Origin of the sequence: Pusillimonas sp. (genome assembly GCF_029263785.1) — a bacterium.
Classification (GTDB): Bacteria; Pseudomonadota; Gammaproteobacteria; order Burkholderiales; family Burkholderiaceae_B; genus Pusillimonas.
The window spans coordinates 65,252-91,952 of the sequence record NZ_JAJUFE010000002.1; the positions used below are offsets into that span (position 1 = coordinate 65,252).

The following is a 26,701-nucleotide window of genomic DNA, read 5'->3' on the forward strand; positions in this document are numbered from 1 at the left end:
GCCGGGATGGCGTCAGACACTCTTGCACCCCCGCCCCCGCGACGTTCGGCTTCCGAACAGAAAGCGGTTCGCATGATCCCCTTTATCGTGGGCTGTGCACTATTCATGCAGATGCTTGATTCCACAGTCGTCGCCACTGCCTTGCCCACCATGGCGCAGGCTCTGGACACCACCCCGGTCAAAATGAACGTGGCCATTACCAGCTACCTGCTGGCACTGGCCGTCTTTGTTCCGATAAGCGGGTGGGCGGCCGACCGCTTTGGCGCCCGCAAAGTGTTCGTCGCGGCCATCGTACTGTTCACTGTAAGCTCTGCAGCCTGTGCACTGGCCCAAAGCTTGCCGCAACTGGTAGTGGCCCGCACCGTGCAGGGAACCGCAGGCGCCATGATGGTACCCGTAGGCCGGGTACTGCTGCTGCGCATGACTCCCAAGGCCCAGCTATTACGCGCCATGACGTTCCTGTCCATGCCTGCCTTGCTGGGCCCCATTGTCGGCCCACCTCTGGGCGGATTTCTGGTTGACTACGCATCTTGGCACTGGATATTTCTGATCAACATACCCGTGGGTGCGCTCGGCGTTGCCCTGGTCCTTCGATATATCGCTCCGGATATCCCCGAAGACTCGGCCAGACTCGACTGGCTCGGGTTCATCCTTAGCGGAGTCGGCCTGGCAGCGCTGGTATCGGGATTCGAATCGATCAGTCACGATGACGTGGCCGGCAGCCATGTACTTGCGTTACTGGGCACGGGTTTGATATGTGGATTGCTCTACATTTGGCACGCCAGGCGTCACGACCACCCCATCGTCGACCTGTCGCTGCTGAAAGTGCGAAGCTTTGCCATTGCAACCTTGGGGGGCAACCTGTGCCGGCTCACCGTAGGTGCTTCACCCTTTTTGCTGGCCATGATGCTGCAAGTGGGTTTTGGCATGTCAGCCTTCAGCGCGGGCATGATCACGTTCAGCAGCGCCGCAGGCGCATTGTTGATGAAACTCGTGGCGACCCCGGTCATTTCACGCTTCGGATTCAAACGCGTGCTGGTTGTGAACGCAGTAATTGCGGGTGTGCTGGTCATGGTCTGCGGTCTGTTCAACGCCCAAACACCTATCTGGATCATGATCGGCGTATTGGTGATCGGAGGGCTCTCACGATCCCTGCAATTCACTGCCGTCAACACCCTTACCTACGCCGACCTGGGCTCTCGCGAAATGAGTCGGGCCAGCAGCTTCTCGTCCATGATGCAACAACTGGCCATCAGCCTGGGCGTAGGCGGGGCAGCGCTGGTGCTGAACCTGAGCATGAACTTGCGAGGGGCCGACCATCTCGAGCCGGTCGACACCTTCTGGGGCTTCATGGTGCTGGGCCTGATGGCTTGTCTGTCGATGTTTTCGTTTCTTGGATTGCCGGGCGATGTTGCCCAGCATCTTCGCAGCAAGGGCAAGGGCTGAGCCCTTACCCGCTCATCAGCATCACAAGCTTGCAATCCGGACGAATGGCAGAACGAAAGGTAATCTGGCGGTAGCTGAGCACGCCCTGGGACGGATGCCGGAACTCGCGGCTGCCGCCTTCCCGTTCGACCACCGCCTGTCGGCGCCACCAATGCGCGAACACGGGACTATCGCGCAGCAGGCCGTCTATCAGCTCGCGCACATCAGCTTCTTCGGCGTAGGCCGCCACGTCAGCACGAAACTCGGCAACAACCCGCCGCGCACGCGACTCCCAGTCGACCACCAGTTGGGGAGCGGCAGGATCAAGAAAAATATAGCGCAACAGGTTGGGATTCTTGACGCGGTCGGGCCAACCATCGAACAAATGAAGCATGGCTTCATTACGGGACAATACGTTCCAGCAACGGTCGAGCACGTAAGCCGGCACAACGATGTTATGAACGCAGTCTTCCAGCCCCTCGGGCAATGGATCGACAAGAACGCCGCCATGTTCCGGATCGGCACACTCGGCCAGCTCGAACAGGTACTGCCGCTCGGCGCGGGTAAGGTGCAGCACATTGGCCAACCGCGCCCATACTGCCGGTGAAACAGAGACATCACGCCCCTGTTCGATCCACGTGTACCACGTGACACTGATGCCGCCAAGTTGAGCCACCTCTTCCCGGCGCAGGCCGGGCGTGCGTCGCCGCGTGCCCGAGGGCAAACCAACGCTATCCGGAGAGATACGCGCCCTGACGCTGCGCAAAAACTCGCCCAGTGCCGCCCGGCGAACGGAGCGGGCCTGCCCGTCACCGGCGCGGCCTGCTTCATCTCGTTTATCGGAACCAGTCTCTGGAGTCGTCATCGCCTGATGCGTTCCCGGTTGATGGGCTCAACGTGAAATGGACTCAGCGCAGGACACTGGCCAGACTGCGCCGTACATCTTCTTCGTCACGGCCACTGCGTCTGACGTAATCCGCCAGCTGATCCGGTCCGATATGTCCCACGTTGAAATATTGTGATTTCGGATGACTGAAGTAAAAGCCCGACACGCTGGATGCGGGGTACATGGCGTAACCTTCGGTCAGCTGCATCCCGATTTCCTCGGGCTTCAGATACGTGAACATGTCCTTTTTTACCACGTGCTCGGGACACGCCGGGTAGCCCGGAGCGGGACGAATACCCTGATATTTTTCGGCGATCAGGTCTTCGTTGTCCAGTGCCTCGTCAGACGCATATCCCCAAAGATCGCGTCGCACCCTGGCGTGCAGGCACTCGGCGAACCCTTCCGCGAAGCGGTCTGCCAGGGCCTTGAGCATGATGCTTGAGTAGTCGTCGCCGGCATCCAGAAACTCTTTGTCGCGTACTTCGATTCCCAGGCCACCCGTGACAGCGAACATGCCGATGTAGTCCATGACCCCGCTATCCCTGGGGGCAATGTAGTCAGCCAGACACTTATTGTCCACGCCTTCACGCTTGACCGTTTGCTGACGTACATTGCGCCAGGTAAACAGCACCTCGGAACGTGATTCATCACGATAAATTTCGATGTCTTCGTCATTGACCGTGTTGGCAGGATAGAACGCCACCACCCCGCTTGCCGTCAGCCAGCGACCGTCGATGATCTTGCGCAACATCGCCTGGCCTTCCTCGAACAGTTTGACGGCCTGCTCGCCAACAATCTTGTCCTTGAGAATCGCCGGGTACTGGCCAAAGAGGCTCCAGGTCTGAAAAAAAGGCGTCCAGTCAATGTACTTTGCGATTTCTGCAAGATCGTAATTGGCGAATACACGCCGACCGATAAACTTTGGACGCGGAGGCTCGTAGCTGCTCCAATCGATGGCAGGACGCCCCGCACGCGCCTCTTCGAGCGTGATCAGCGGAGTCTCCTTCCGGTTCGCATGGCGCCTGCGCACCGTTTCGTACTCTTCGGCCACTTCAGCCAGATAGGTATCGCGTGAATCAGACATCAGGTTCGTGGCCACGCCTACAGAGCGACTGGCATCCGGCACATAAATGACCGGACCCTGGTACTGGGGTGCTATCTTTACGGCCGTATGCACCCGGCTGGTGGTGGCGCCCCCTACCAGCAGGGGCATATTGCGGCTGCGGAAATATTCGTCACGCTGCATCTCTGAGGCCACGTACGCCATTTCTTCGAGGCTGGGAGTGATCAACCCCGAAAGTCCGATCATGTCGGCCTTTTCCTCTTTGGCCTTGGCCAGAATGTCGGCACAGGGCACCATTACGCCCATGTTCACGACTTCGAAGTTATTGCACTGTAATACGACCGTGACAATATTCTTGCCAATATCGTGAACATCACCTTTGACGGTGGCAATAACGATCTTTCCCTTAGGCCGCACGTCACCGCCGGCTGCGGCAATCTGGCGTTTTTCTTCTTCAATGAAAGGCACGAGGTGACCAACGGCCTGCTTCATGACCCGGGCTGACTTGACCACCTGCGGCAAGAACATCTTGCCTGCGCCGAACAGGTCGCCGACGACATTCATGCCGTCCATCAAGGGACCTTCGATGACCTGAATCGGCCGGCCGCCTGCATCCTCGATCTTCTTCCTGACCTCTTCGGTGTCCTCGACAATGTAAGTGGTAATTCCATTGACCAGCGCATGGGTGAGCCGCTGCTCTACCGGCTGCTCACGCCAGGTCAGATCTTCTTCCTTGCGCATGCCTGTGCCACGCACTGTTTCAGCAAACTCAACCAGACGTTCGGTATTGCTGCGCGCGTCATTGGGATCGGTGCGACCCACCGGCTCGGCTCGGTCAAGCACGACGTCCTCGACAAGGTCGCGCAAGTGCTTGTCGAGATCCTGGTACACGCCCAACTGGCCGGCATTGACGATACCCATCGTCAGACCTTGCTGAATGGCGTAGTACAAAAATACCGTGTGAATCGCCTCGCGCACCGGTTCGTTGCCGCGGAACGAGAAGCTGACGTTGGAAATGCCCCCCGACACCCGTGCATGCGGCAGATTCCGCGTAATCCAGCCGACGGCATCGATGAAGTCCATCGCGTAGTGATTGTGTTCGTCAATGCCTGTGGCAATGGCGAACACGTTGGGGTCAAAAATGATGTCTTCCGGCGGAAAGCCCACTTCCTCGACCAACAGCTTGTACGCCTTGCCGCAGATCTCCTTGCGACGCTCGAACGAATCGGCCTGGCCTTGCTCATCAAACGCCATGACCACAACCGCCGCACCATACTTGCGGCACAGTCTGGCATGCTCAAGGAAGGGTTCCACTCCTTCTTTCATGGAAATCGAATTAACCACGGGCTTGCCCTGAATACAGCGCAGCCCGGTCTCGATGACTTCCCATTTGGAGCTGTCGATCATGATGGGCACTCGTGCAATGTCCGGCTCGGACGCAACCAGGTTCAGGAACCTGTGCATGCACGCTGCCGAGTCCAGCATGGCCTCATCCATATTGATGTCGATGATCTGCGCGCCGTTTTCCACCTGCTGACGCGCCACGGCCAGCGCCTCTTCGTACTTTTCTTCCCGGATCAGGCGCAGGAACATCTTGCTGCCCGTCACGTTGGTGCGTTCGCCGACGTTGATAAACAATGAATCCGCGTCGAAGTTCAATGCCTCGAGGCCCGACAGGCGCGTACGCACTGGAATGACCGGCACTTCCCGCACCGGCAGGTCGGCCGTCTTGGCGGCAATGGCCCTGATGTGTTCAGGCGTCGTACCACAACATCCCCCCACCATATTGACCAGGCCTGCCCGAGCGAACTCTTCCAGCAACGAAGACGTGTCTTCCGGTGTTTCGTCAAAGCCGGTCTCTGCCATCGGATTGGGCAAGCCGGCGTTGGGATACACGCAAATATAGGTGTCGCAGATTTTCGAAAGTTCGGCCACATAGGGGCGCATCAAAGCGGCACCCAGCGCACAGTTAAGACCGATGGTGACAGGGCGCGCATGTCGCACGGAATTCCAGAACGCTTCAACGGTCTGCCCTGAAAGTATTCGTCCAGAGGCGTCTGTCACGGTTCCCGAAATCATGACGGGCAGACGCACGCCCCTTTCCTCGAACACAGTTTCAATGGCAAAGATCGCCGCCTTCGCATTCAGGGTATCGAAGATCGTTTCGAGCAGGACGATATCAATTCCGCCATCCAGCAGCCCGTTCAGCTGTTCGGCGTACGCCACACGCAGCTCGTCGAAGGTGACGTTACGAGCTGCGGGATCATTGACATCAGGGGAAATTGACGCTGTCTTGGGTTGTGGCCCGAGGGCACCCGCTACAAAGCGCGGACGCTCCGGAGTGCTGAACTCGTCGCAAGCCTGGCGCGCCAGGCGAGCCGACTCCAGATTCAGTTCATACGCGATGTGGGCCAGACCATAATCACCCTGAGCAATGGAGGTGGCCCCAAAGGTGTTCGTCTCGATAACATCCGCACCCGCATCGAGATACTGTCGGTGGATGTTCAATATGAGGTCGGGCCGCACCAATGACAGCAGTTCGTTGTCACCCTTCACATCCTTGGGATGATCGGCAAAACGTTCGCCGCGAAAATCCAGCTCGGTGAGCTTTTCCTGCTGGATCATGGTGCCCATGGCGCCATCCAGTATCAACATGCGCGATGCCAAAAGGCGCACAAACTCGGCGCCGCGAGTGTACGAGGACAGGGGGTACGGCAAAGCTGGATAAGACACGTGAACAACTACCTAAAGAAGAAAAACAGAGCGTTGCTGAAAGGCGGGGAACCGCCTGTTCAGACAAACCGGTGCAAGACAAAGTCTCGGGCGGAAATGAGAAATCATTGTATCGGCCAGACCACCGACCGCGCTTCAAAAACGCTGTGCAAAACGGCAAAACACGCCTGAAAGGCCGCATAAACAGGTCAACATGAGTAAAACTCATCTTATTCTTTAGCTTTACTCGTGCTAAAGCAGGGGCGCTTCCCGCGTGTTAAATTTCGGCCTGAAAGTGCTTTCGGTTCATGACGCCATTCCCGGCTCATGATCTGCGAAAGTTCAATGGGAAACAGACCGCCGTCGCTTTTTTTTGACCGCGAAAACTGTGCTGCCCCCGCAACGGTAATGTGCTCATGCACCAGCCCGACACCAGCCTTCACGAGCCCATTGCCTTGCCATGTTCGCAACCCGTCATCAGCAAGCCAAGCAATGGTTTTTTCCTTACGGCGTGCGGGGACGCACGCCTTGCTCTGAAACCCATCATGACTATTTTCATCCGGGCCGGCGCCTGCGCTGCCCTTGCCCTCTGCCTCGCCCCTTCCTACGCGCAAGATTCCACCCAACTCGAACGCATTGTCGTCACGCCAGGCCGCATTGCCCAGTCACAAGCCAGCGCCCTGGGAGACGTCACCGTAATCAGCCGCGAAGAACTCTCTATGGCTGGCCAAAACAATCTCGCGCAGATCGTTTCTCGCCATTCGGGGATTCAATACGATGATTATGGTGGCCCGCAGACATTGAACAGCGTGTTCGTACGCGGGGCCAATTCGAACCAGACACTGGTGCTTGTCGATGGTGTCCGCATCAATAGTTCGATCGGGGGCTACCCGAACTGGAACGCCCTGGACCCTGCCATGATCGAGCGGGTTGAGATCCTTCGGGGGGCAGCCAGCAGCCTGTACGGTTCCGACGCCATCGGCGGCGTCATCAATATCATCACCCGACAGGCCGAAGGCGACCAGCCGTTCAGTGCTTTTGCAAACTTTGGGGCGGGCTCCTACGGTACCTTCAAATCAAGCACCGGCATTTCCGGCGCGCAAGACGGATGGAACTATGCATTTTCAGCCGCGATGGCCGGCAGCGACGGCTACAGTGCCACCAACAGAACTGAGCGTTTCGGCTATTTTCATCCGGATCATGATGGCTACCATCAACACAGCATCTCCGGGTCGCTGGGCTACCGGTGGCGTCCCGGTCACCATGTGAATCTCTCAGCCTACAACAGCTATATCCATGGCGACTATGACGAATTCCAGACCGACCCCGCTTTGACCGTCACGCGCCAGCAGGCCTACACGCTGACAAGCACCCATGACATCACTGACAGGTGGCAAAGCATTCTGCGACTTGGCCTGACAAAGGAAACCGGACAGTCACTGACCCCGCACTGGTCAAATTTATATTCCAGCCTGCAACGAAGCTACACCTGGCAGAACAATCTGCAACTAACGCAAAATCAGGACGTATCGCTGATACTGGAACGCCTGGAAGAACGGATCCGAAGTTCCGACCTGTTCGATCAGGACGCGCGCAATACAAACTCGGGCAATCTCGTCTGGCGCGGACAATTCACCCGCCACCACCTGCAGGCCAGCCTGCGCAACGACGCCATTTCCGGCCACGGCAGCCAGACCACAGGCTCGCTGGCCTACCGCTACGATATTGCCCCCGGCTGGCAGCTTGGGGTGGCCGGCAACACTGGCTTCAAGATGCCCACCATGAGAGACCTGTACGGCCCCTGGAGCGCCAATCCAAACCTCCAGCCCGAGAAGTCGCGCAATATTGAAGCGAGTCTGAAGTACACCTCGAAGGCCTACGATCTGAGCCTGACCGCCTACCGGAACAAGGTGCGCAATCTTATAAACGCTGACGAGAACTGGATACTTCAAAACATCGACTCGGCGACGCTGCGCGGCCTGAGCCTTACCGCAGAACGCCATTGGAAGGACACGACAATCAGTGGCGGCTACGACTATCTCGACGCCCGCAACGACCAGACCGGCCTTCAGCTTAGCCGCCGCGCGAAACATGTGTACCGCGTAGGCGCACATCATCGCATCGGCCAACTCGAACTGGGCGCCCAGTACCAGTTCACCGGAAACCGCTACGATGACTCCACGAATACCGTCCGGCTGGGCGGCTACGGCTTGCTGGATCTGACAGCGTCGTATGCCTTCACCTCCGCCGTCGCTGTACAGCTGCGCTGGAACAACGTTTTCGACAAGGACTACGCGAATGCGCACGGCTACAACATGCCGGGGTCAAATGTCTTCGTAAACCTTTCTGTGAAGATGTAGGCGAAACCGGCTTCGGAGTCAAAAAGCGATGTCATGCCAAGCTCATGCACAGCCCCTGATCAATGCATCGCTTTTGGCATCCTGGGGCGCCCGACTCGGCCTGCACCCGATACGGCACTGGATAATGGCTTTTATCCTGCTGTTCGCCTCAGGCTCCGCTCCGGCCTCCGCCCCCGAGCGAGTAGTCACTCTGGCCCCGCACATCACAGAACTGCTGTACGCCGCGGGTGCCGGCCACACTTTGGTCGGCACGGTCATCAGCAGTGACTACCCGGAGTCAGTCAAAACCTTGCCAAAGGTAGGAGACGGGGCCGCCAGCATCAACATCGAAACGCTCATCAGTCTTCATCCTGACGTCGTTCTCGCCTGGCAGGCTTCGGGGGCCGTGGCCGCTGCCACCCCTTTACTCAAAAGCGTCGACATTCCCATTACCCTGATTGCCCCCGAAAGAATGGATGACATTCCCGACGCCATCGAACAACTGGGCACGCTTTTGGACACACAAGCCGCAGCAAGCTCGCGGGCATCAAACATACGAGAAACCTTGGCGGCCTTGCGCAGCCAATATGCCCGGAAATCGCCCGTTTCTGTATACATCGAAATCGGCGCTGCTCCGCTTTACGCGGTTGGCCGCGACACGCTTCTGAACGACGCGCTGAGCACCTGCGGCGGCTTCAACATTTTCCGGGACAGCAAGCTCCCGGCCCTTCCCATCAGCCCGGAACGCGTGCTTCACCAACGTCCTCAGCTTATCTTGATAGCCACGACGAACCCTGACCAGTTGAACGAGGCTCAAGCACGTTGGGGGAGACTCGGTCTTGGCCCGACCCATACGAGGATTTACGGCATAAACCCCGATGCTCTCTTCCGCCCAGGACCTCGGCTGGTTGACGCCGCCGTCGCTATCTGCCGATATCTTGAAAAGGCGCGAGAAACGTTTGGCGCGATGGATACCGCGACGGAGGCGAATTTATGATCTGTCAGGGTTTTTAAGGCGCCTGGACGGGGGCTGCCCTGTAAAAATGGGCGCATCGTGCGGTCCGGCTGCGCCGGACTTCCCGGATCTGCCTCGTCCGGCGGGCGTCGGCCGAACTCAACCTCGCTGCTACGCAGCTCGGGATTCGGCAGACGGCCGCCGTCTTCCCCGCCTCCCTTCGTCAGCATCCGGCGCACGCTGGACGCCCTTTTTTACAGGGCAGCCCCCGTCCAGGCTACATAATCTCCAGTGCGACCAGAACACATACAGGCGTAGGAAATGCACCCCTGGGATACAAAGTGCCGATCACCTTCAGCCCACCACCACCCCCCAGTCTCAGGCCCTGGGACGTCTGGTGTGTTGCGCGCCGTCCGACCACGCCGCGCAGCCGGAGCGTTTGGGGAGGCAAGCCTCGCGCATGTTTGAGCGGCACGATTGTCGGACCACAGGTCCGACGCCGCGAGTTCGCGAGGCGCCCCAAACGTTTCGACTGCAAGGGGAGCCCGGCAACGCCGGGCCGCAGGGAGCGGCGCGCAACGCACCTGACGTCCCAGGGCCTTTAAGAACCCATGATGGCCAATCACACGCAAATGACAGATCATCCCGGTTGCCGGCGCCATTCCTGCACAAACCTCACCAAATGCATTATTCTTTTATATTCATCGCAGCAACCCCTTCCAAGACGGCAATCCGGTCACTCGCACCCTTTACCGCAAGTGCACCTCCCGTCACCGAATGCCAAATCTCTCGTAAATGACTCAATCAGACACCTTCAAGCTCGCCGGACGCGAATTCACTTCACGCCTGCTCGTCGGCACCGGAAAATACAAAGACTTCCAGGAAACCCGCGCCGCCATCGACGCCAGCGGTGCTCAGATCATTACAGTGGCAATCCGCCGGACCAACATCGGCCAAGATCCCGACCAGCCAAGCCTGCTCGACTACCTTCCCCCGTCCCAGTTCACCATCCTGCCCAACACCGCCGGCTGCTACACCGCCGTTGACGCCGTACGCACCTTGCGACTGGCCCGAGAGCTGCTCGATGGACATGATCTCGTCAAGCTCGAAGTCCTTGGCGACCAGAACAACCTCTTCCCCAATATGCCCGAAACATTGGAAGCCGCCAAAACACTGGTCAAGGACGGCTTCAAGGTCATGGTCTATTGTGCCGATGACCCCATTCAGTGCCGCATGCTGGAAGACATCGGCTGCGTCGCCATCATGCCCCTGGCCTCGCTGATCGGTTCCGGCATGGGCATCCTCAACCCCTGGAATCTGCGTCTGATCATCGACCAGTCCAGCGTTCCCGTGCTTGTTGACGCCGGCGTTGGTACGGCCTCCGATGCTGCCGTTGCCATGGAACTGGGTTGTGACGGCGTGCTGATGAACAGTGCCATCGCCGGTGCCCGCAATCCCGTTCTCATGGCCAGTGCCATGAAGAAAGCCGTCCAGGCCGGACGTGAGGCATTCCTTGCAGGCCGCATGCCCCGCAAGTTTTACACCGCCGATCCAAGCTCGCCAACCGAAGGTCTTATTCAGCCAAAATAGTGCTGTTCAAGGCTAGTTGTTCGATACCAGTTTTCGTCCAGACATGATCCCAAACACTCTTTCCATCGCCGGAGTCGATCCCTCCGGCGGCGCCGGCGTACTGGCCGATGTCAAGGCCATGAGCGCCCTGGGCGCCTATGGCATGGCAGTTATTGCTGCGCTTACCGCCCAGAGCACCCAGGGCGTGACCGGCGTGAGTCCCGTGCCCGCAGCATTTGTAGCTCAACAGATTGATACCTTGTTTGCCGATGTACGGGTTGATGCCGTCAAGATCGGCATGCTTGGCCAGCAGCCCGTCACACGTGCCGTCGCCGAACGCCTGGCCCATTGGAAGCCGGCCCATATCGTGCTGGATCCCGTCATGATCGCCAAAAGCGGCGACGCCTTGCTGGAACCCAGCGCAGTCAACGAGCTGCGTGAGAGCCTGCTGCCACTGGCCACCGTCCTGACTCCCAACCTGCCAGAGGCCGGTGTACTGGTCGAAGCATCTGCCGTCAACAACCTGCGCGACATGCGTCGTGTCGCCGAAAAGCTTCGCCGTCTGCTCAATGACTCCGGTGAGCGCTGGGTGTTTCTCAAGGGCGGCCACCTTCCAGGCCAGGATACCATCGACCTGCTTCATGACGGCGACCGCATGATCGAGCTTCCGGGCCGTCGCATCGATACGCGCAATACCCACGGAACTGGCTGTACCTTGTCTGCCGCACTGGCTGCGCTGTTGCCTCAAACCGGTGGCGACATGCCCGAAGCCGCCAAGCGCGCCAAAGCGTATCTTGTTGCCGCCATTGGCCAGGCAGACAAGCTGAAAGTGGGTTCCGGACAAGGCCCCGTTCACCATTTTCATGACTGGTGGTAAGTGTCCGTCGATACACTTGAATCGAAACCAATCGATACAGAATCGGTACAATGACCCCAGTTTGTTCTTCCTTCTTTTCTTGATGTTATGACCGCAACCGGACTATCCGACACCGAACTCGCTCGCTTCAACATGGTAGAGCAGCAGATCCGCCCATGGCAGGTTCAGGATCCCAAAGTCCTGCAAGCACTATTTGATGTGCGACGCGAGCGCTTCGTACCGCCACATATGCGGGCCTTGGCATTTTCCGACATCGAACTGCCTTTGGTCATCAACGCCGTCGATACCCACGAAACCATGCTCACCCCCAAAGTCGAAGCCCGCCTGATTCAAGAGCTTCAACTTGAGCCCACCGACTGCGTCCTTGAAATTGGCACGGGTTCCGGCTATCAGGCGGCATTGCTTGCACGCCTGGCTCAGCAGGTAACCAGCATTGAAATCGACAGCCGCATCGCGGCCTTCGGCACCGACAACCTCAGGCGCAGCCAGGTCGACAACGTCAAGGTTGAAGTCGGCGACGCCCATGCAGGTTGGGGTACAGCCGAGTACGACGCAATCCTTCTGACAGGTTCGGTACCTGCCGTTCCCGACGCCCTCAAGTACCAGCTGAGCATCGGGGGTCGCATGGTCGTGGTGGTGGGAACACAGCCGGTCATGACTGCCTGTCGTATTACGCGAACCAGTGCCGCCAGCTTCGACACCGAAGGCCTGTTCGACACCGTCATCAAGCCACTGCGCGGTACGGCAGTGTCTCAGTTCAAGTTCTAAATGCGTCCGGGCCCGATGCGTTACGTTCTCGCGGCAGTCATCAGTTTCGCCGCCTGTTTTCCGGCATTGGCCCAAGACCTGCTCGCAACCTGGGCAGCCGCCTTGCAGCGTGACCCGATTTACGCTGCCGCACGCGCCGGACGAGATGCCGACCAGGAAAAGATTCCCCAGGCGCGCGCCAAGCTGCTTCCTTACATCACTCTGGATTCGGCCGGCGAAATCAACGACGTACGCAGGACCAACTTCCAGCATCACGAAACCCGCGGCGTTGGCCTGTGGGCCCTGACCCTGACCCAACCTATTGTCGACGTCGGCACCTGGAGCCGCCTGCGGCAATCAGAATACATCGCAGACTCTGCCAACCTGGCCCTGCAGCAGGCGTACCAAGACCTCATCTTGCGCGTCTCGCAAGCCTACTTCGATGTGCTTGCCGCACAAGATACGCTGAGCACAATCCAGGCACAGAAACGCGCCGTCGAAACACAACTCGAAGCTGCCGAGCGTGGCTTCGAGCTGGGCGCTACCACCGTCACCGACATTCACGAGGCGCGTTCGCGACTTGATCTTCTCAATGCCTCTGAGATCGAAGCGCAGAACGCCCTTCAGATCAGTGAAGACCAGCTTGCAAAAATCACCGGCGAACGTCCGGCCGAACTGGCTGGGCTTGATCCCGAAACCTCGTTACCCCCTCCGGCTCCGGCGCGCCTCGATGACTGGACCGCCCAGTCTGCGCAGGCAAGTCTGGATGTCGCTCGCGCGCGTCTCGACACCCTTATCGCCGAAAAACAAATCGATATTGCCAAGGGCGGCCACTACCCCACGTTAAGCCTGTATGCGCAGACAGGTAGCGCGAGCGATCGCGGAATCAACGGCCAGCGCAACGGCCCTCGCTCGATCGATTCCGCTGTGGGGCTGCAACTGTCAATCCCGTTGTTCAGCGGAGGCGAAATTTCGTCTCAGGTTCGCGAACAGACATCCCGCCTTCAGCAGGCTCGTTATATTTACGAATCGGCCAAGCGTCAGGCCGTGCAATCGACCCAGCAGTATTTTTCGGGAGTGATATCCGGCCTGTCTCGCATTGAGGCTTTAAGGGCCGCCGAAAAGTCCAGTCTGGCTTCACTTGAGGCCAACCGTACCGGTTATGAACTGGGCGTACGGGTCAATATCGACGTGCTCAATGCCCAGCAGCAGCTGTACGAAACACGGCGTGCCTTGTCGCGCGCCCGGTACGAAACGCTGATGAACAGCCTGCGCCTGAAGGCAGCCAGCGGCATCCTCAGCGATGAAGACATTGTCGCCATCAACAGCCTGCTCAAGGTCCCGACGCAACTATCCCAGTAAGCGGCCACACGTCCAGGCATATTCACGCTTGACGCCAAAAAACGCTTCAGGCTCGTATCTTATTGATCAGAGCCGTGGTAGAGCGCTCAAATTCGAACGGAATTGCTACCGCGCGACCACCCCAGGATTCGACCAATGCGGTTTCGGGCAAGGCCTTCATGTCGTAGTCGCCCCCCTTTACGATGATATCTGGTCGAAGCTCAGAGATCAGTTCGAAAGGTGTGTCTTCGTGGAAGCTCGTCACGTACGAAACGCTGGAAAGCGCCGCCAGCAAGGCGGCGCGATCGGACTGCGAATTCAGGGGCCGGTCAGCACCCTTTCCCAGGCGCTTGACGGAGTCATCTGTATTGACAGCCACAATCAGGGTCGCGCCCAGTTGTGCCGCCTTGTCGAGATACGTTGCATGACCCCTGTGCAGAATGTCGAAGACGCCGTTGGTGAACACCAGCGGCCGGGCAAATTCGCCCGAACGCGCAATACATTCATCGCGCGTCAGCATCTTTGACTCGAACCGGACGCTCATGCGTCTGCCGCAGCCGGCTGGCCTCGGGTAAGGGTCTTGCGATAGCGGTTGAGATCCTGAACCGTGTTGAAGGTGGTGTCCAGTAGCAAAGACAGGTTGTGCAGGATCCGGGCACTGACCTTGCCCTCCCATTCCTTGTCGAAGCAAATCTGGTTATCAAGCCAGTTCTCGAGCCAGCCGGGGCTGGGCAGCTTGGACTGAACGGTGTCATTGGGGAACATTTCCTTGTTGACGTGCAGGTTCGTCGGATGCAGGGCCTGCGGCGTCCGATGGGCCGAAGCCATCAACACGCCGATTTTGGAAAACGCCAGGCGGGCAGACTGACCGAACTCCTGACCCTGATTTACAAGCGCGCGTTTCATGTAACGCAGGTACGCTCCCGCGTGGCGTGCTTCGTCTTGCGCAATGATCTTGTAAATAGCCTTGATAACGGGTTCGGTGTGCCAATCGGCGGCGCGACGATACCAGTGATTGAGCCGGATCTCGCCACAAAAGTGCAGCATCAGGGTTTCGAGTGCCGGAGCGGGATCGAACTCGAAACGCACTTTGTGCAGCTCTTCTTCGGTGGGAACCAGCTCGGGACGGAAGCGGCGCAGATACTCGATCAGGGCAAGAGAGTGTTTCTGCTCTTCGTAAAACCAGATAGACATGAAAGCGCAAAAATCGCTGTCGTCACGATTGTCGCGCAAGAACATCTCAGTCGCTGGCAAGGCCGCCCATTCTGTGATGGCGTTCATCTTGATGGTGTAGGCCTGTTCGTCCGACAGTTTGCTGGCCTCGAACTGATCCCAGGGAATATCAGTGCCCATATTCCAGCGCACTGCTTCCATTGATTTGAACAATTCAGGATAAAGCATAGAAATCTCTCTTAGTATTGGTGAATCGACTGCATTGGAATACCCACGCAAGCCTGATCGCCAAGCTCGAGTCTTGCCCCGCCAGGATAAGACGGAAACTTGACAAACTCATGAAATAAAGCGTAATACCCAATTCAATGGGCCGCAAGTGCCCAGATTGCAACACCGATCGCTACCGCCACTGTGGCAGCAAAAACTATCAGCAAGCGGTTGGTCTGCTCCTGGGCTTTTCGCAGACGCAGCAACTCGGCATGCAGGTGTGGTTTGATGTCAGGCCTTGCCAGGGCTGCATAGGTCAGGCGCGGCAATTGGGGCAGCATTTGCCCCCACTGCACCGCCTCTTGTTCGAGGCGCTGACGCAAACCGGCGAACCCCACCCGTTCGCGCATCCAGCGCTCCAGGTAAGGCTTGGCTGTCTTCCAGAGATCGAGATTGGGATCCAGCTCGCGCCCCATCCCTTCGACATTGAGCAAGGTTTTTTGCAGCAACACGAGTTGGGGCTGAATCTCGACGTTGAAGCGCCGTGAAGTCTGGAACAGGCGCATCAGCACCTGTCCCAAAGAAATTTCCGCCAGGGGGCGGTCAAAATACGGCTCGCAAACGGCTCGCACAGCCCCCTCAAGCTCTTCTTCGCGCGTATCCCGGGGTACCCAGCCAGACTCGATATGCAACTGGGCAACACGACGGTAATCCCGCCGGAAGAACGCCAGGAAGTTTTGAGCAAGATAGTTTTTATCATGCTCGGACAACGATCCCACGATCCCGAAATCAAGCGCGATATAGCGCCCCAGGGTTTCAGGTGCGTCCGACACATAGATATTGCCGGGGTGCATGTCGGCGTGAAAAAACCCGTCTGTAAAGACCTGCATGAAAAAGATCTCGACACCGGTACGCGCCAGCAACTCGATATCCACCCCGGCATCCCGCAGTCGGTCGAGCTGACTGACGGGAATGCCGTGCATGCGCTCCATCGTGAAAACGGTGCTGGATGTGAACTCCCACACCACTTCGGGCACCATCAACAGGTGATGCCGTCCGGTATCCGGACCGAAATTGCGACGCAGCTGACTGCAATTGGCGGCTTCCCGCATCAGATCGAGCTCATCGTGCAAATACTTGTCGAACTCGGCCACTACCTCGCGCGGCTTCAGCCTGCGACCGTCGGGCAGCAGTCGCTCGACAATATTTGCCAAAATCCGCATCAGGGCAAGGTCTTTGTCGATGACCCTGAGCATGCCGGGGCGCAGAACCTTGACGGCCACCTCGCGACCATCATGCAAGACCGCGAAATGCACCTGTGCCACCGATGCCGAGGCAACAGGATCTTTTTCGAAGTGCTGGAACAGGACATGGGGTGATGCCCCCAAGGCCGTCTCGATGCACGCTGCTGCCTGCTCGGACGGAAATGGAGGCACCCGGTCTTGTAGCAGGGCAAGTTCCGTGGCCACATCCAAAGGAATAAGATCACGCCGGGTCGAAAGAACCTGACCGAACTTGACGAAAATCGGCCCCAGTGCCTCAAGCGCCAGCCTTAAGCGCACTCCGCGCGCCATGCGCGGCGGCCGGCCCAGCCGGACCACTTTCAACATGCCATAGGCAAGCGGATGCTTGATGCTGGAAAGAACGAGCTCGTCGAGCCGGTAACGCAGGCAGACAAAGATAATTCGGATCAGGCGACACAACGTCAACATGGTTACGCCGGCCCCATATGAACCGTACCACGCTCAAGACGCTCTACCCGGTGCTCGAGCTTGTTCAGGCGTTGCGCCAGTTCATTTACGCCACTACGCCAGTCTTCGAAGGCGTGCCGCCCCAATACCTGCCTGCTCTCCTCGACCAGATACTCGCCCAGGTTCTCGGTGATGCGGGTGGCAGACTGTTCGACACCGCGAGCCAGACTACGCGCAGCCGACACAATTCGGACCGCCGCCACGTCACCTACCAGTCGCGCCAGATCGTCTTCGGCATCCCACCGCAAGCCGCGAGCAAGCTCGGAGACGACCTGCGCCAGCCCGGCATCGCCTTCAATGTGAAGCAAATCTGTAATTTCGTCGGTATCTCCGCGCCGCAGGATGTCGGGAAGTTTTGCAAGGCCGCCACGGGGCAAGGTGAGTGTGACGTCGGGCACAATAGACTGATCCGATACCTCGACCATACCGTCTGAACCGATGGAAAGGCTGATGTCCCAAGGTATGGCAACGAAGCGGACCGTCTTGCCGGCATGACGTGCCAGTCGTTGTGCGGCCCAATCCTCCCGACGCAACAAGGCATTGAGCAGTCGGGCAGAGACAGAAGCCGGAACAGGTAATGGCGCAAATGCAAGCATGAGGAATCGGAAAGCCGCGTTACAGCAAGCTATTCAAAGGGTATCAGGCCCTAAGTTTAACGGTTTTGACGATTTGAAGCCGATTGCCAGTCTCAAGAAAAAGCACCCCGGAGAACGCGCCGTGCGCGCCCTTGGAGTGCTTCGACGGAAAACGGGCTGGGCACCCTAAAAAATCGGGCCGCCCATTTGCCGGTTAATGTGCCTCTTCGCCGCGAATCTGCTGTATGCCTGCCAGCAACCAACCCGCGCCATCGGCCTTGTACAGATTCCAGACTTCTTCGAAGCGGAACGCCTCGGCTCCCGGGGCTTCACGCAGCATGCCCGAATACCTCACACTGGCAAGGTGCCCCCCGGCGACCTGTTCAATGCCCAGCAGCTCGGCATTCAGCAGTACGACCTCGGTATGCTCGGGACGTCCTTCGCGTGCCTCGATCTGAGGACGGAATTCCGCAATAAGATCGTCGGTCAGGTATTCGCTGAGCTGGTCGGTGTCGCCCCGATCCCAGATGCCCTGAATGGCGATGAACTGACGCTTGGCATTGGCCAGGAAGGCGGCGGTGTCAAACCCTTGCGGGATGAACCAGCCGTCTTGGGGTTGCTGGGCTGCAGCTGCCGGTTCAGTAGACGGCGACGACGGTGCGGCGGCCGGCGCGGGCCGGGACCACTCGGACGCACCCATGCTTTCACGCCGCATTGCACCGCCCGCGGCCTGATGTGCCGCACTGGGACCGCGCAGGCGACGAACGATGAACATGATTGCGAAGATCACCAACGCGATCAGGATCAGGCTGGACATCATCTCGAGGAACGCGCCCCCTAGGCCAAGGTGGGACAGCAACGCTGCAATACCCAGCCCGGCGGCTATGCCGGCCAATGGGCCGAGAAAACGGGACATGCCGCTTTTAGCGGCGGTTCCGGCGGCAGCGGCACCCGGAGCAGCCGCTGACGAGGCGCTACGCTGCGTGGTGGTAGCCGCTGGCGGGGCAGAGGCCGCCGGCTGATTCTGCGTTACACGGGAAGACTGCTTGCCAAAGCTTTTTCCGCCCCCGAAACGACGTGCCTCTGCGTCGAAGGACATCGACACCATGCCAACCGCGCTTACCGCGAGGATTGCCATGGCAAAAAAACGGGATATCCGTTTGCTCATTGAGTGCTCCTGTTTTGAACTGACACCATCTGGGGCGCCTGGCCAGGGAAAATGGAATGGTCGCAATGGCGGACCCACCAAGGGTGAGCAGGCCATAGCTTACGTTTACCTGAATAGTAGCGTAATTCTGACCGGCACCCAATACTAAAGTTCAACGCAGCTGCAATTAACCGAGGTTCACGCCCTCATGCAGCGCGACGAGCCCGGCTGTCAGGTTGAAGTAGCGCACTCGGGACAGGCCTGCTTCCCGCATCATTTGTGCAAGAGTTTCCTGATCGGGATGCATGCGTATTGATTCGGCCAGATAGCGATAACTTTCTTCGTCGCCCGCGACCTTTTTCCCGAGCCAGGGCAGGATATTGAACGAATACCAGTCGTAAGCCGGTGCCAGGGGTTTGGCAATCCGGGAAAACTCAAGCACAAGCAGTTTTCCGCCAGGTTTCAGCACACGCCGCATCTCGGCAAGCGCCTGTTCCTTGTGAGTCATGTTGCGCAGTCCAAAGGCTACGCTTACGCGGTCGAAATATCCGTCGGGGAATGGAAGTTTTTCGGCGTCGCATACTGCGGTAGGCAGAATAAGACCGGCATCCACCATGCGGTCGCGCCCCACTCGCAGCATGGAATCGTTGATGTCGGTAAGCCATACCTGACCGCTTGAGCCCACACGTCTGGCAAACGCCTTGGCCAGATCACCGGTTCCACCGGCGATGTCAAGAACCTTCATGCCGGGCCGGACATCGGCGCGCGCGATGGTAAATGCTTTCCAGGCGCGGTGCAGCCCGGCAGACATCAAGTCATTCATGACGTCGTACTTGGCCGCCACCGAATGAAACACCTCGGCCACCTTGCGTGCTTTCTCGGCTTCTGCAACGGTCTGAAAGCCGAAATGAGTCGTGTTGGTACCGGAGTTATCGGAACGAGAATCTTCCATAATTGCGCGCTTTTTCGATGCTTGAACAGACCATTTTAGATGAAACCCGCTCAGAGGGGCCGATCATCAGGTCGACGGTTTCCGGCAGGTAACACATGCCGTGCGTACAGCCAATTGGCCTGCCGGCCAGCAACCGGCGCCTCTGCGCAATTAACAAACCTGTAATAATCAAGCCATAAGATGGCAGGCTACATCAGTCAACCCGTATTCCTTGCGAGACGATTCAGTCATGAGTACCACCATATTAGTCATCGAAGACGAGCCGGCCATTCAGGAATTGATTTCCGTGAATCTGAGCTATGCCGGACACAAGGTTCTTCGAGCGTTTGACGCCGAGCAGGCGCAAACCCTGATTCGCGCCGAGCTGCCCGACCTGATACTGCTGGACTGGATGCTGCCGGGCGCTTCCGGCATAACCTTGGCCAAAAAACTGCGTAGCGACGACCGCACCCGTCAGGTTCCGATCATCATGCTGACGGCAAAAGGCTCCGAACATGACAAGATAGAAGGTCTGGAAGCCGGTGCCGACGACTACATCACGAAGCCCTTCTCTCCCAAAGAGCTGATGGCGCGGATCAAGGCCGTCCTGCGACGACGCGCGCCGCAACTGACCGACGACATCGTAAAAATAGGTACACTCTCACTGGATCCTGCAACGCATCGCGTAACTGGCGACGGTGTAACCCTGACAATCGGCCCCACCGAATTCCGCCTCCTGCATTTTTTCATGACCCACACCGAACGCGTATTTTCACGCGCCCAGCTTCTGGACCAGGTTTGGGGAGACCATGTATTTGTCGAGGAGCGAACGGTAGACGTGCACATCAGGAGGTTACGTAAAGCTCTCGAGCCCACCGGTCACGACAGTCACATCGAAACGGTGCGCGGCGCAGGTTACCGATTCACCGCGCAAAAGCCGGTGCACCCGAACTGACACTGACGAACACCAGCACTGCTGCTTCTTCCAGCATGACCAAAACCCTTTTCTCCATCTGCATCTGGGCTCTTGTCGCCTGGTTAATTGGTCAATGGATCAATCCCCAAACCGGCTGGGCGATCCTGACATTCGGTTTGGTCAGCATGATACTCATCAGCGGCATCCAGTTGTCGCAGATCAAACGATGGGTAAAGAACCTGGATGCCCCTCCCCCGCCGTCGATCGGCCCGTGGGATGAAATACTGGCCCCCATCTACCGAAAATTGCGTGCCAATCGTCAGGAAATCGACGAACTGCGCCGGAATGTCGACAGCATCATGCTCGCAGCGGGCGCCTTGCCGGACGGTGCAATTACGCTGGACGAGGAAATGAACGTCACCTGGTGCAATCCGATGGCGTCCGAACATACCGGCCTGAACCTGGAAACCGACCGCGGCTTCAGCATCTTCAATATTCTGCGCACGCCAGAGTTTGCAGCGTATGCGCGTCGGGACGACTGGAACGAACCGCTGCTGCTGCACCTGACTCGTGACGGCCGGGACCGTGCGCTGCTGGTACAACTCACCCGCTATGGCGTCAAGCAGTTCCTGATCGTCACACGAGATGTGACGCAACTCGAAAAGCTTGAGACGACCCGCAAGGATTTCGTCGCCAACGTATCGCACGAATTGCGTACGCCACTGACCGTGCTGGCAGGCTTTCTTGAAACCATGCACGACATGCCGCAGGAATCAATCAGCGACGAGCAGCGCGAGCAATATCACACGATGATGGTTGAACAGGCGAGCCGCATGCAGGCCATTGTCGACGACCTGCTGACGCTATCCACACTTGAATCGTCGCCCTCGAGCCAGGGCAAGCCGGTGCGGGTCAGCGACCTGATCGAAATCGCGCTGCAGCGTGCCCGCAGCCTGTCGAAGGATCAACACGTATTCGTGGTAAACGTCGACCCGAACCTTTACATCACCGGCATCGAGTCTGAACTGGCATCCGGTATCGAAAACCTGCTTACCAATGCCGTACGCTACACGCCCAGGGACGGAACCATTACCGTCAGCTGGTACAAGACCGAGTCGGGTACAGCCTGCTATTCCGTACAGGACACCGGCATTGGCATAGCCGCCCACGACATTCCGCGCCTGACCGAACGCTTCTATCGCGTAGACCGGGGCCGGTCACGCGCCACCGGCGGCACTGGCCTGGGCCTGGCCATTACCAAACATGTGGCCATGCGACACGACTCCGAGCTGAACATACGCAGCCGACTGGGGGCGGGAAGCCTGTTTTCGCTGGAGTTTCCCGCCTCCCGAGTCGTGCCTCCCGACGAATCGATGGCGTAGGCGCCCCCGTCGTCGGCTTGCTGTCCTGCCGACTGCCGACGAAGGCTGGGTATCTTGCGAGGGACTAGACCAGAACGCGCTCGATTCCGCCGGCATTTGCCTGCCGGACGTAGTCTTCCATCCAGGTTTCACCCAGGATATGGCGTGCCATTTCGACAACGATGTAATCGGCATCCACACCCGTATCGCCCTGAAAGCGCGACAACCCCTGTAAGCAAGATGGGCAGGAAGTAAGCATCTTGACCTCTCCCTGGTAACCGTCGGCTCGAAGCGTCGCCTCGTTCTTGCCGAGCTCTTCGCGCTTGCGGAAGCGTACCTGTGTCGACACGTCGGGACGTGTCACGGCCAGTGTGCCCGACTCGCCGCAACACCGATCTGTCTTGATGGCGTCTTCGCCCACCAGCGACTTGACCGTTTTCATCGGGTCCTGAAGCTTGAGGGGCGTGTGACAGGGGTCGTGGTACATGTAGCGCACGCCCGTTACCCCATCCAGCCTGATGCCCTTTTCGAGCAAGTACTCGTGGATGTCGATCAGCCGGCAACCCGGGAATATCTTGTCGAACTCGTACCCTGCCAACTGGTCATAGCAGGTGCCGCAACTGACGACAACAGTCTTGATGTCAAGATAGTTGAGAGTGGTTGCCATGCGATGGAACAGTACGCGGTTGTCCGTGATGATTTTCTCGGCCTTGTCGTTCATGCCGTTGCCGCGCTGCGGGTAGCCACAACACAGATACCCCGGCGGCAGCACCGTCTGAACGCCTGCATGCCACAACATGGCCTGAGTCGCCAGGCCCACCTGCGAGAACAACCGCTCCGACCCGCAACCCGGAAAATAAAACACGGCCTCGGTATCGTGCGAAGTGCTGACCGGGTTACGAATGATGGGTACGTACTCGGAGCCTTCGATATCCAGCAACTTGCGCGCCGTCTGTTTGGGCAGGCCACCCGGCATCTTGCGATTGACGAAGTGAATCACCTGCTCGCGTATCGGCGCCTTGCCAACTGTTGCCGGAGGATGTTCGATCTGCTTGCGTGCCGGTGCGGCAAGAATGTCATGGGCAAGGCGCTGAGCCTTGTAGCCCACGTCAATCATGGCGGTTCGTGTCGCCTTGATTACTCGCGGGTCTTTCGCATTCAGAAAGAACATGGCCGCGGCCGTACCGGGGTTGAACGATTTCTTGCCCATACGACGCAGGAGCGCCCGCATTTCCATGGACACATCGCCGAAGTCGATGTCGACCGGGCATGGGTTGTAGCATTTGTGGCAAATCGTGCAGTGATCGGCCACATCCTCAAATTCGCCCCAATGCTTCAGGCTGACGCCACGACGTGTCTGCTCTTCATACAAGAAAGCCTCGATCAATAACGAGGTGGCAAGAATCTTGTTGCGCGGCGAATAAAGCAAATTGGCACGCGGCACGTGGGTGGCACACACCGGCTTGCACTTTCCGCAACGCAGACAGTCCTTGATGGCGGCCGAGATCGCGCCGATCTCGCTTTGCTGCATGATCAGCGACTCGTGCCCCAACAAGTTGAAACTGGGGGTCCAGGCATGTCGCAAATCGGCTCCCGGCATCAGCTTGCCGGCATTGAATCGCCCTTGCGGATCGATGCGCTGCTTGTATTCCTGGAAGGGCTGGAGCTCTTCTTGCGTCAGGAATTCGTACTTGGTCAGTCCGATTCCATGCTCACCGGAAATGACGCCATCCAGATCGCGTGCGATCTTCATGATGCGCGCCACGGCCTCGTTTGCCTCGCGCAGCATCTCGTAGTCGTCGGAGTTGACCGGAATATTGGTATGAACGTTGCCGTCGCCCGCGTGCATGTGCAAGGCAACAAAAACCCGGCTGCGAAGGACACGATCGTGAATCGCCTGTATTTCGGCCAGTACCGCCGCACAATCAGCACCGGCGAAATACCGCTCCATCAGCGCCTGGACTTCGGTCTTCCACGAAATGCGAATGGTGTGATCTTGCAGCACGTCGAACACGCGAGCATCCGGCTGGGACGCCACGCGATTGGCCAGCGTGCGTTGCTCGAGGTCTTCGATGCCCAGATCCTGCATGCGGCCCAGGCTTTGCGCCAGGGGCTCGTCAAGATTCAGCAATAGCCAGTTCCAGCGCTCGCGCACCTGCCTCAGCGTGGCAACGGCGTCGCGCACCCGCTCCTGCAAGATTTCTTCGCGCGTGTGCTCGGCGTCTTCGTGGTCTTCGGTCTTGCCCACCGGCAATTCGCCGGACGACAGAAACAGTTCGAGCTGATCAAGCAAGCGCAATTTGTTGCGCGTGGAAAGCTCGATATTTATGCGTTCGATGGCGTCGGTGTATTCGCCCATGCGATCAAGGGGGATCACGACGTCTTCGTTGATCTTGAAGGCGTTGGTGTGGCGCGCAATGGCGGCAGTTCGAGCCCGGTCGAGCCAGAAACGCTTGCGCGCGTCGGCACTGACGGCTACGAATCCCTCGCCATGGCGCGTATTGGCAATACGCACGACTTCGCTCGCCGCTTTTGCCACGGCATCGGGGTCGTCACCCACAATGTCACCAAACAAGGCCATTTTGGGGAAGGTTCCCCGCTTGCTCTTGGTGGAATAGCCGACCGCGCGCAGATAACGCTCGTCCAGATGTTCCAGGCCCGCCAAAATGGCACCCATCCGTTGCCCTTCGGTATCCAGATAGTTCTTGACCTCGACAATAGACGGGATGGCGTCACGAGCTTGACCAAAAAACTCCAGACAGACCGTGCGTGTATGCGCGGGCATGCGATGCAATATCCACCGCGCCGAGGTGATCAGGCCGTCGCACCCTTCTTTCTGAACGCCCGGCAAGCCTGCCAGAAACTTGTCAGTGACGTCCTTTCCAAGGCCCGCCTTACGAAAACGGGCGCCTTCAATAACGAGGGTTTCGCTGCGCAGGGGTCGGGTTCCCGGAGGCGCGGCACCATCAAACCACTCAAGCTTGAAAGTCGCCTGAGGGGCGTCGTGAATCTTGCCCAGATTGTGGTCCATGCGGGTGACTTCGAGCCAGTTGCCTTCCGGATCGACCATGCGCCACCAGGCCAGGTTGTCCAGTGCGGTGCCCCAAAGCACGGCCTTCTTGCCTCCCGCGTTCATGGCAACGTTGCCACCAACGCAGGACGCATCGGCAGAAGTCGGATCAACGGCAAATACGAATCCGGCTGCCTCGGCCGCCTCGGCGACGCGGCGTGTCACCACTCCGGCGCCCGACCAGACCGTGGTTACGGGGGCATCGACCCCGGGCAGGGTGACCGCCTCGACCGGACCGAGTTTGTCGAGCTTTTCGGTATTGATGACGACCGAGCGCCAGGTCAGGGGAATGGCTCCGCCCGTATAGCCGGTACCGCCGCCTCGGGGAATGATGGTCAGGTCCAGCGAAATACAGGCGCGCACCAAGGCTGCAATTTCGTCTTCGGTATCAGGCGTGATCACCACAAAGGGGTACTCGACACGCCAATCCGTGGCGTCTGTCACGTGCGAGACACGCGACAGGCCGTCAAACTTGATGTTGTCCCGGTGCGTTACGCGGGACAGGCGTTTCAATACCTTCTTGCGCAGAACGGCTGTCAGTTCAAACTCGGATTCGAACTGTGCCACGGCGCTGCGGGCCGCCTGAAGCAAATGCGCCACGCGCTCGTCGCGCTCGGAATCGTCCGCCTGGCGGCGCTTGTCAATTTCGGCCAGCCGATGTCGCAGTGCCTCGATCAGCGCGTGCTGCCGCTTGGGACTGTGCAGCAGGTCGTCCTGCAAATAGGGATTGCGCCTGACCACCCAGATATCGCCCAGAACCTCAAACAGCATGCGGGCCGATCGGCCCGTGCGTCGCTCGGCGCGCAAATCTGTCAGCCACTGCCAGGCTTCTTCGCCCAGCAAACGACAGACAATTTCACGGTCGGAAAAAGAAGTGTAGTTGTAGGGAATTTCGCGCAAACGAGGCGCGTCCGCCGGGTGTGCTTTGGCGGAAAGCAGTTGGCTAGCGAGAGGGGCGTTCATGGCAATGGAAGAGAAAACCAGGCTGGCAACCAGTAAGTTTACTTCATCGCTGTTTTGCCAAGCCGCGACAGCTGCGGCGCGCGCCCTTTACACGCCGTTTACGGCCTCGGGAAAAAACCACAACAGGGCGGCCGTCATCACCACATAGCGCAGGAACTTGCCCAATGCCATAAAAAACACGCACGGCCAGAACGGCAGCTTCAGCCATCCGGCAACGACACACAAAGGGTCGCCCACGACCGGAAGCCAGGAAAAAAACATGGCGGCCGGCCCGAAGCGGTGCACCCAGGCGCTGACGTGATGATGCCACCGTCCGGCCGACTTCCGGCGCTGAGCTTCGATATCGACGTGCCCATGTTTCTCGCGCCATCGCTCGTAACCCTTTTCGGCACCCAGCCCCATGGCATAGCTGATCACCCCTCCGATGGTATTGCCCAGGGTGGCGACCAGCACGGCGGGCCAGAACATATGAGGAGACAGTTTGACGTAGCCAAAGACGGCAGGCTCTGAGCCCAGGGGCAGAATGGTGGCCGACACCAGACTGACGACGAAAATGGCACTTAACCCGACCCGGGGCAGAGCCAGGGCCGCCAGCAACCAGTGTATCGAAGAGCGCAGCCAGGCTTCCATAGCGCGTAAGTGTATCCGCTTTCAGGGCATGTTCATCAGGGGAAATTGGCTGGGCGAATTTAC

Annotated in this window: 19 protein-coding genes and 1 riboswitch; of the genes, 9 read left to right on the forward strand and 10 right to left on the reverse strand. The window is 58.6% G+C overall.

Translation table 11 applies throughout. The features are described from left to right. The first annotated feature begins 6 nt into the window (after nucleotides 1–6). Nucleotides 7–1,446 carry a DHA2 family efflux MFS transporter permease subunit gene (locus Q1J88_RS00925; RefSeq protein WP_301115515.1) on the forward strand — a complete coding sequence of 480 codons (1,440 nt, stop codon included), beginning with the start codon at nucleotides 7–9 and terminating at the stop codon, nucleotides 1,444–1,446. Between the two features lie 4 nt (nucleotides 1,447–1,450). On the opposite strand, the gene Q1J88_RS00930 is transcribed toward Q1J88_RS00925, so the two are convergent. Together Q1J88_RS00930 and metH are read right to left on the reverse strand one after the other, a co-directional pair. Further along, nucleotides 1,451–2,290: a helix-turn-helix transcriptional regulator gene (locus Q1J88_RS00930; protein ID WP_301115516.1), complete on the reverse strand. Its 840-nt coding sequence runs from the start codon at nucleotides 2,288–2,290 to the stop codon at nucleotides 1,451–1,453. A 43-nt stretch (nucleotides 2,291–2,333) separates the two neighbouring features. Continuing rightward, a complete protein-coding gene (gene metH, locus Q1J88_RS00935) occupies nucleotides 2,334–6,107 on the reverse strand; it encodes a methionine synthase (RefSeq protein ID WP_301115517.1) in 3,774 nt (1,257 codons plus the stop codon). A 258-nt stretch (nucleotides 6,108–6,365) separates the two neighbouring features. Beyond that, a riboswitch (cobalamin riboswitch) is annotated at nucleotides 6,366–6,542 on the forward strand. Here metH and Q1J88_RS00940 point away from each other — a divergent pair. The 6 genes from Q1J88_RS00940 (at nucleotide 6,503) to Q1J88_RS00965 (ending at nucleotide 13,935) form a co-directional block, all read left to right on the forward strand. Continuing rightward, on the forward strand, nucleotides 6,503–8,446 hold the full coding sequence (locus Q1J88_RS00940) for a TonB-dependent receptor (protein WP_301115518.1): 1,944 nt from the start codon (nucleotides 6,503–6,505) through the stop codon (nucleotides 8,444–8,446). (Overlaps the previous riboswitch by 40 nt.) A 28-nt stretch (nucleotides 8,447–8,474) precedes the next feature. Next, nucleotides 8,475–9,422, forward strand: a complete 948-nt coding sequence (locus tag Q1J88_RS00945; protein WP_301115519.1) for a helical backbone metal receptor — start codon at nucleotides 8,475–8,477, stop codon at nucleotides 9,420–9,422. Between the two features lie 753 nt (nucleotides 9,423–10,175). After that, complete coding sequence (locus Q1J88_RS00950; RefSeq protein ID WP_301115520.1) at nucleotides 10,176–10,970, forward strand: thiazole synthase; 795 nt, start codon at nucleotides 10,176–10,178, stop codon at nucleotides 10,968–10,970. 43 nt (nucleotides 10,971–11,013) lie between these two features. Then, entirely contained in the window at nucleotides 11,014–11,826 is an 813-nt protein-coding gene (thiD, locus tag Q1J88_RS00955) for a bifunctional hydroxymethylpyrimidine kinase/phosphomethylpyrimidine kinase (RefSeq protein WP_301115521.1), read from the forward strand. A gap of 87 nt (nucleotides 11,827–11,913) precedes the next feature. Further along, entirely contained in the window at nucleotides 11,914–12,594 is a 681-nt protein-coding gene (locus Q1J88_RS00960; RefSeq protein WP_301115522.1) for a protein-L-isoaspartate O-methyltransferase, read from the forward strand. Nucleotides 12,595–12,609: 15 nt separating this feature from the next. Continuing rightward, complete coding sequence (locus tag Q1J88_RS00965) at nucleotides 12,610–13,935, forward strand: TolC family outer membrane protein (protein WP_301115523.1); 1,326 nt, start codon at nucleotides 12,610–12,612, stop codon at nucleotides 13,933–13,935. A 46-nt stretch (nucleotides 13,936–13,981) separates the two neighbouring features. Here the strand turns inward: Q1J88_RS00965 and rfaE2 are convergent, their stop codons facing one another. From rfaE2 to ubiE, 6 genes are all read right to left on the reverse strand, one after another. Then, nucleotides 13,982–14,458 carry a D-glycero-beta-D-manno-heptose 1-phosphate adenylyltransferase gene (rfaE2, locus tag Q1J88_RS00970; RefSeq protein WP_301115524.1) on the reverse strand — a complete coding sequence of 159 codons (477 nt, stop codon included), beginning with the start codon at nucleotides 14,456–14,458 and terminating at the stop codon, nucleotides 13,982–13,984. Further along, entirely contained in the window at nucleotides 14,455–15,315 is an 861-nt protein-coding gene (locus Q1J88_RS00975; RefSeq protein ID WP_301115525.1) for a ferritin-like domain-containing protein, read from the reverse strand. The genes rfaE2 and Q1J88_RS00975 overlap by 4 nt, the downstream gene beginning before the upstream one ends. 134 nt (nucleotides 15,316–15,449) lie before the next feature. After that, a complete protein-coding gene (gene ubiB / locus Q1J88_RS00980; RefSeq protein WP_301115526.1) occupies nucleotides 15,450–17,006 on the reverse strand; it encodes a ubiquinone biosynthesis regulatory protein kinase UbiB in 1,557 nt (518 codons plus the stop codon). Between the two features lie 2 nt (nucleotides 17,007–17,008). Further along, nucleotides 17,009–17,641, reverse strand: coding sequence for an SCP2 sterol-binding domain-containing protein (locus Q1J88_RS00985; RefSeq protein ID WP_301115527.1), 633 nt, complete (start codon nucleotides 17,639–17,641; stop codon nucleotides 17,009–17,011). 193 nt (nucleotides 17,642–17,834) lie between these two features. Continuing rightward, nucleotides 17,835–18,788, reverse strand: coding sequence for a Tim44 domain-containing protein (locus Q1J88_RS00990; protein ID WP_301115528.1), 954 nt, complete (start codon nucleotides 18,786–18,788; stop codon nucleotides 17,835–17,837). A 166-nt stretch (nucleotides 18,789–18,954) separates the two neighbouring features. Next, nucleotides 18,955–19,719, reverse strand: a complete 765-nt coding sequence (ubiE, locus tag Q1J88_RS00995; protein WP_301115529.1) for a bifunctional demethylmenaquinone methyltransferase/2-methoxy-6-polyprenyl-1,4-benzoquinol methylase UbiE — start codon at nucleotides 19,717–19,719, stop codon at nucleotides 18,955–18,957. Nucleotides 19,720–19,948: 229 nt separating this feature from the next. On the opposite strand from ubiE, the gene phoB reads away from it, so the two are divergent. Both phoB and phoR read left to right on the forward strand, forming a co-directional pair. Then, nucleotides 19,949–20,653, forward strand: coding sequence for a phosphate regulon transcriptional regulator PhoB (phoB, locus tag Q1J88_RS01000; protein WP_301115530.1), 705 nt, complete (start codon nucleotides 19,949–19,951; stop codon nucleotides 20,651–20,653). Between the two features lie 35 nt (nucleotides 20,654–20,688). After that, entirely contained in the window at nucleotides 20,689–21,996 is a 1,308-nt protein-coding gene (phoR, locus tag Q1J88_RS01005; RefSeq protein ID WP_301115531.1) for a phosphate regulon sensor histidine kinase PhoR, read from the forward strand. A gap of 64 nt (nucleotides 21,997–22,060) precedes the next feature. Here the strand turns inward: phoR and Q1J88_RS01010 are convergent, their stop codons facing one another. Next, nucleotides 22,061–26,008, reverse strand: coding sequence for an FAD/FMN-binding oxidoreductase (locus Q1J88_RS01010; protein WP_301115532.1), 3,948 nt, complete (start codon nucleotides 26,006–26,008; stop codon nucleotides 22,061–22,063). Between the two features lie 87 nt (nucleotides 26,009–26,095). Next, on the reverse strand, nucleotides 26,096–26,638 hold the full coding sequence (locus Q1J88_RS01015; protein WP_301115533.1) for a YqaA family protein: 543 nt from the start codon (nucleotides 26,636–26,638) through the stop codon (nucleotides 26,096–26,098). Nucleotides 26,639–26,701: the final 63 nt, after the last annotated feature.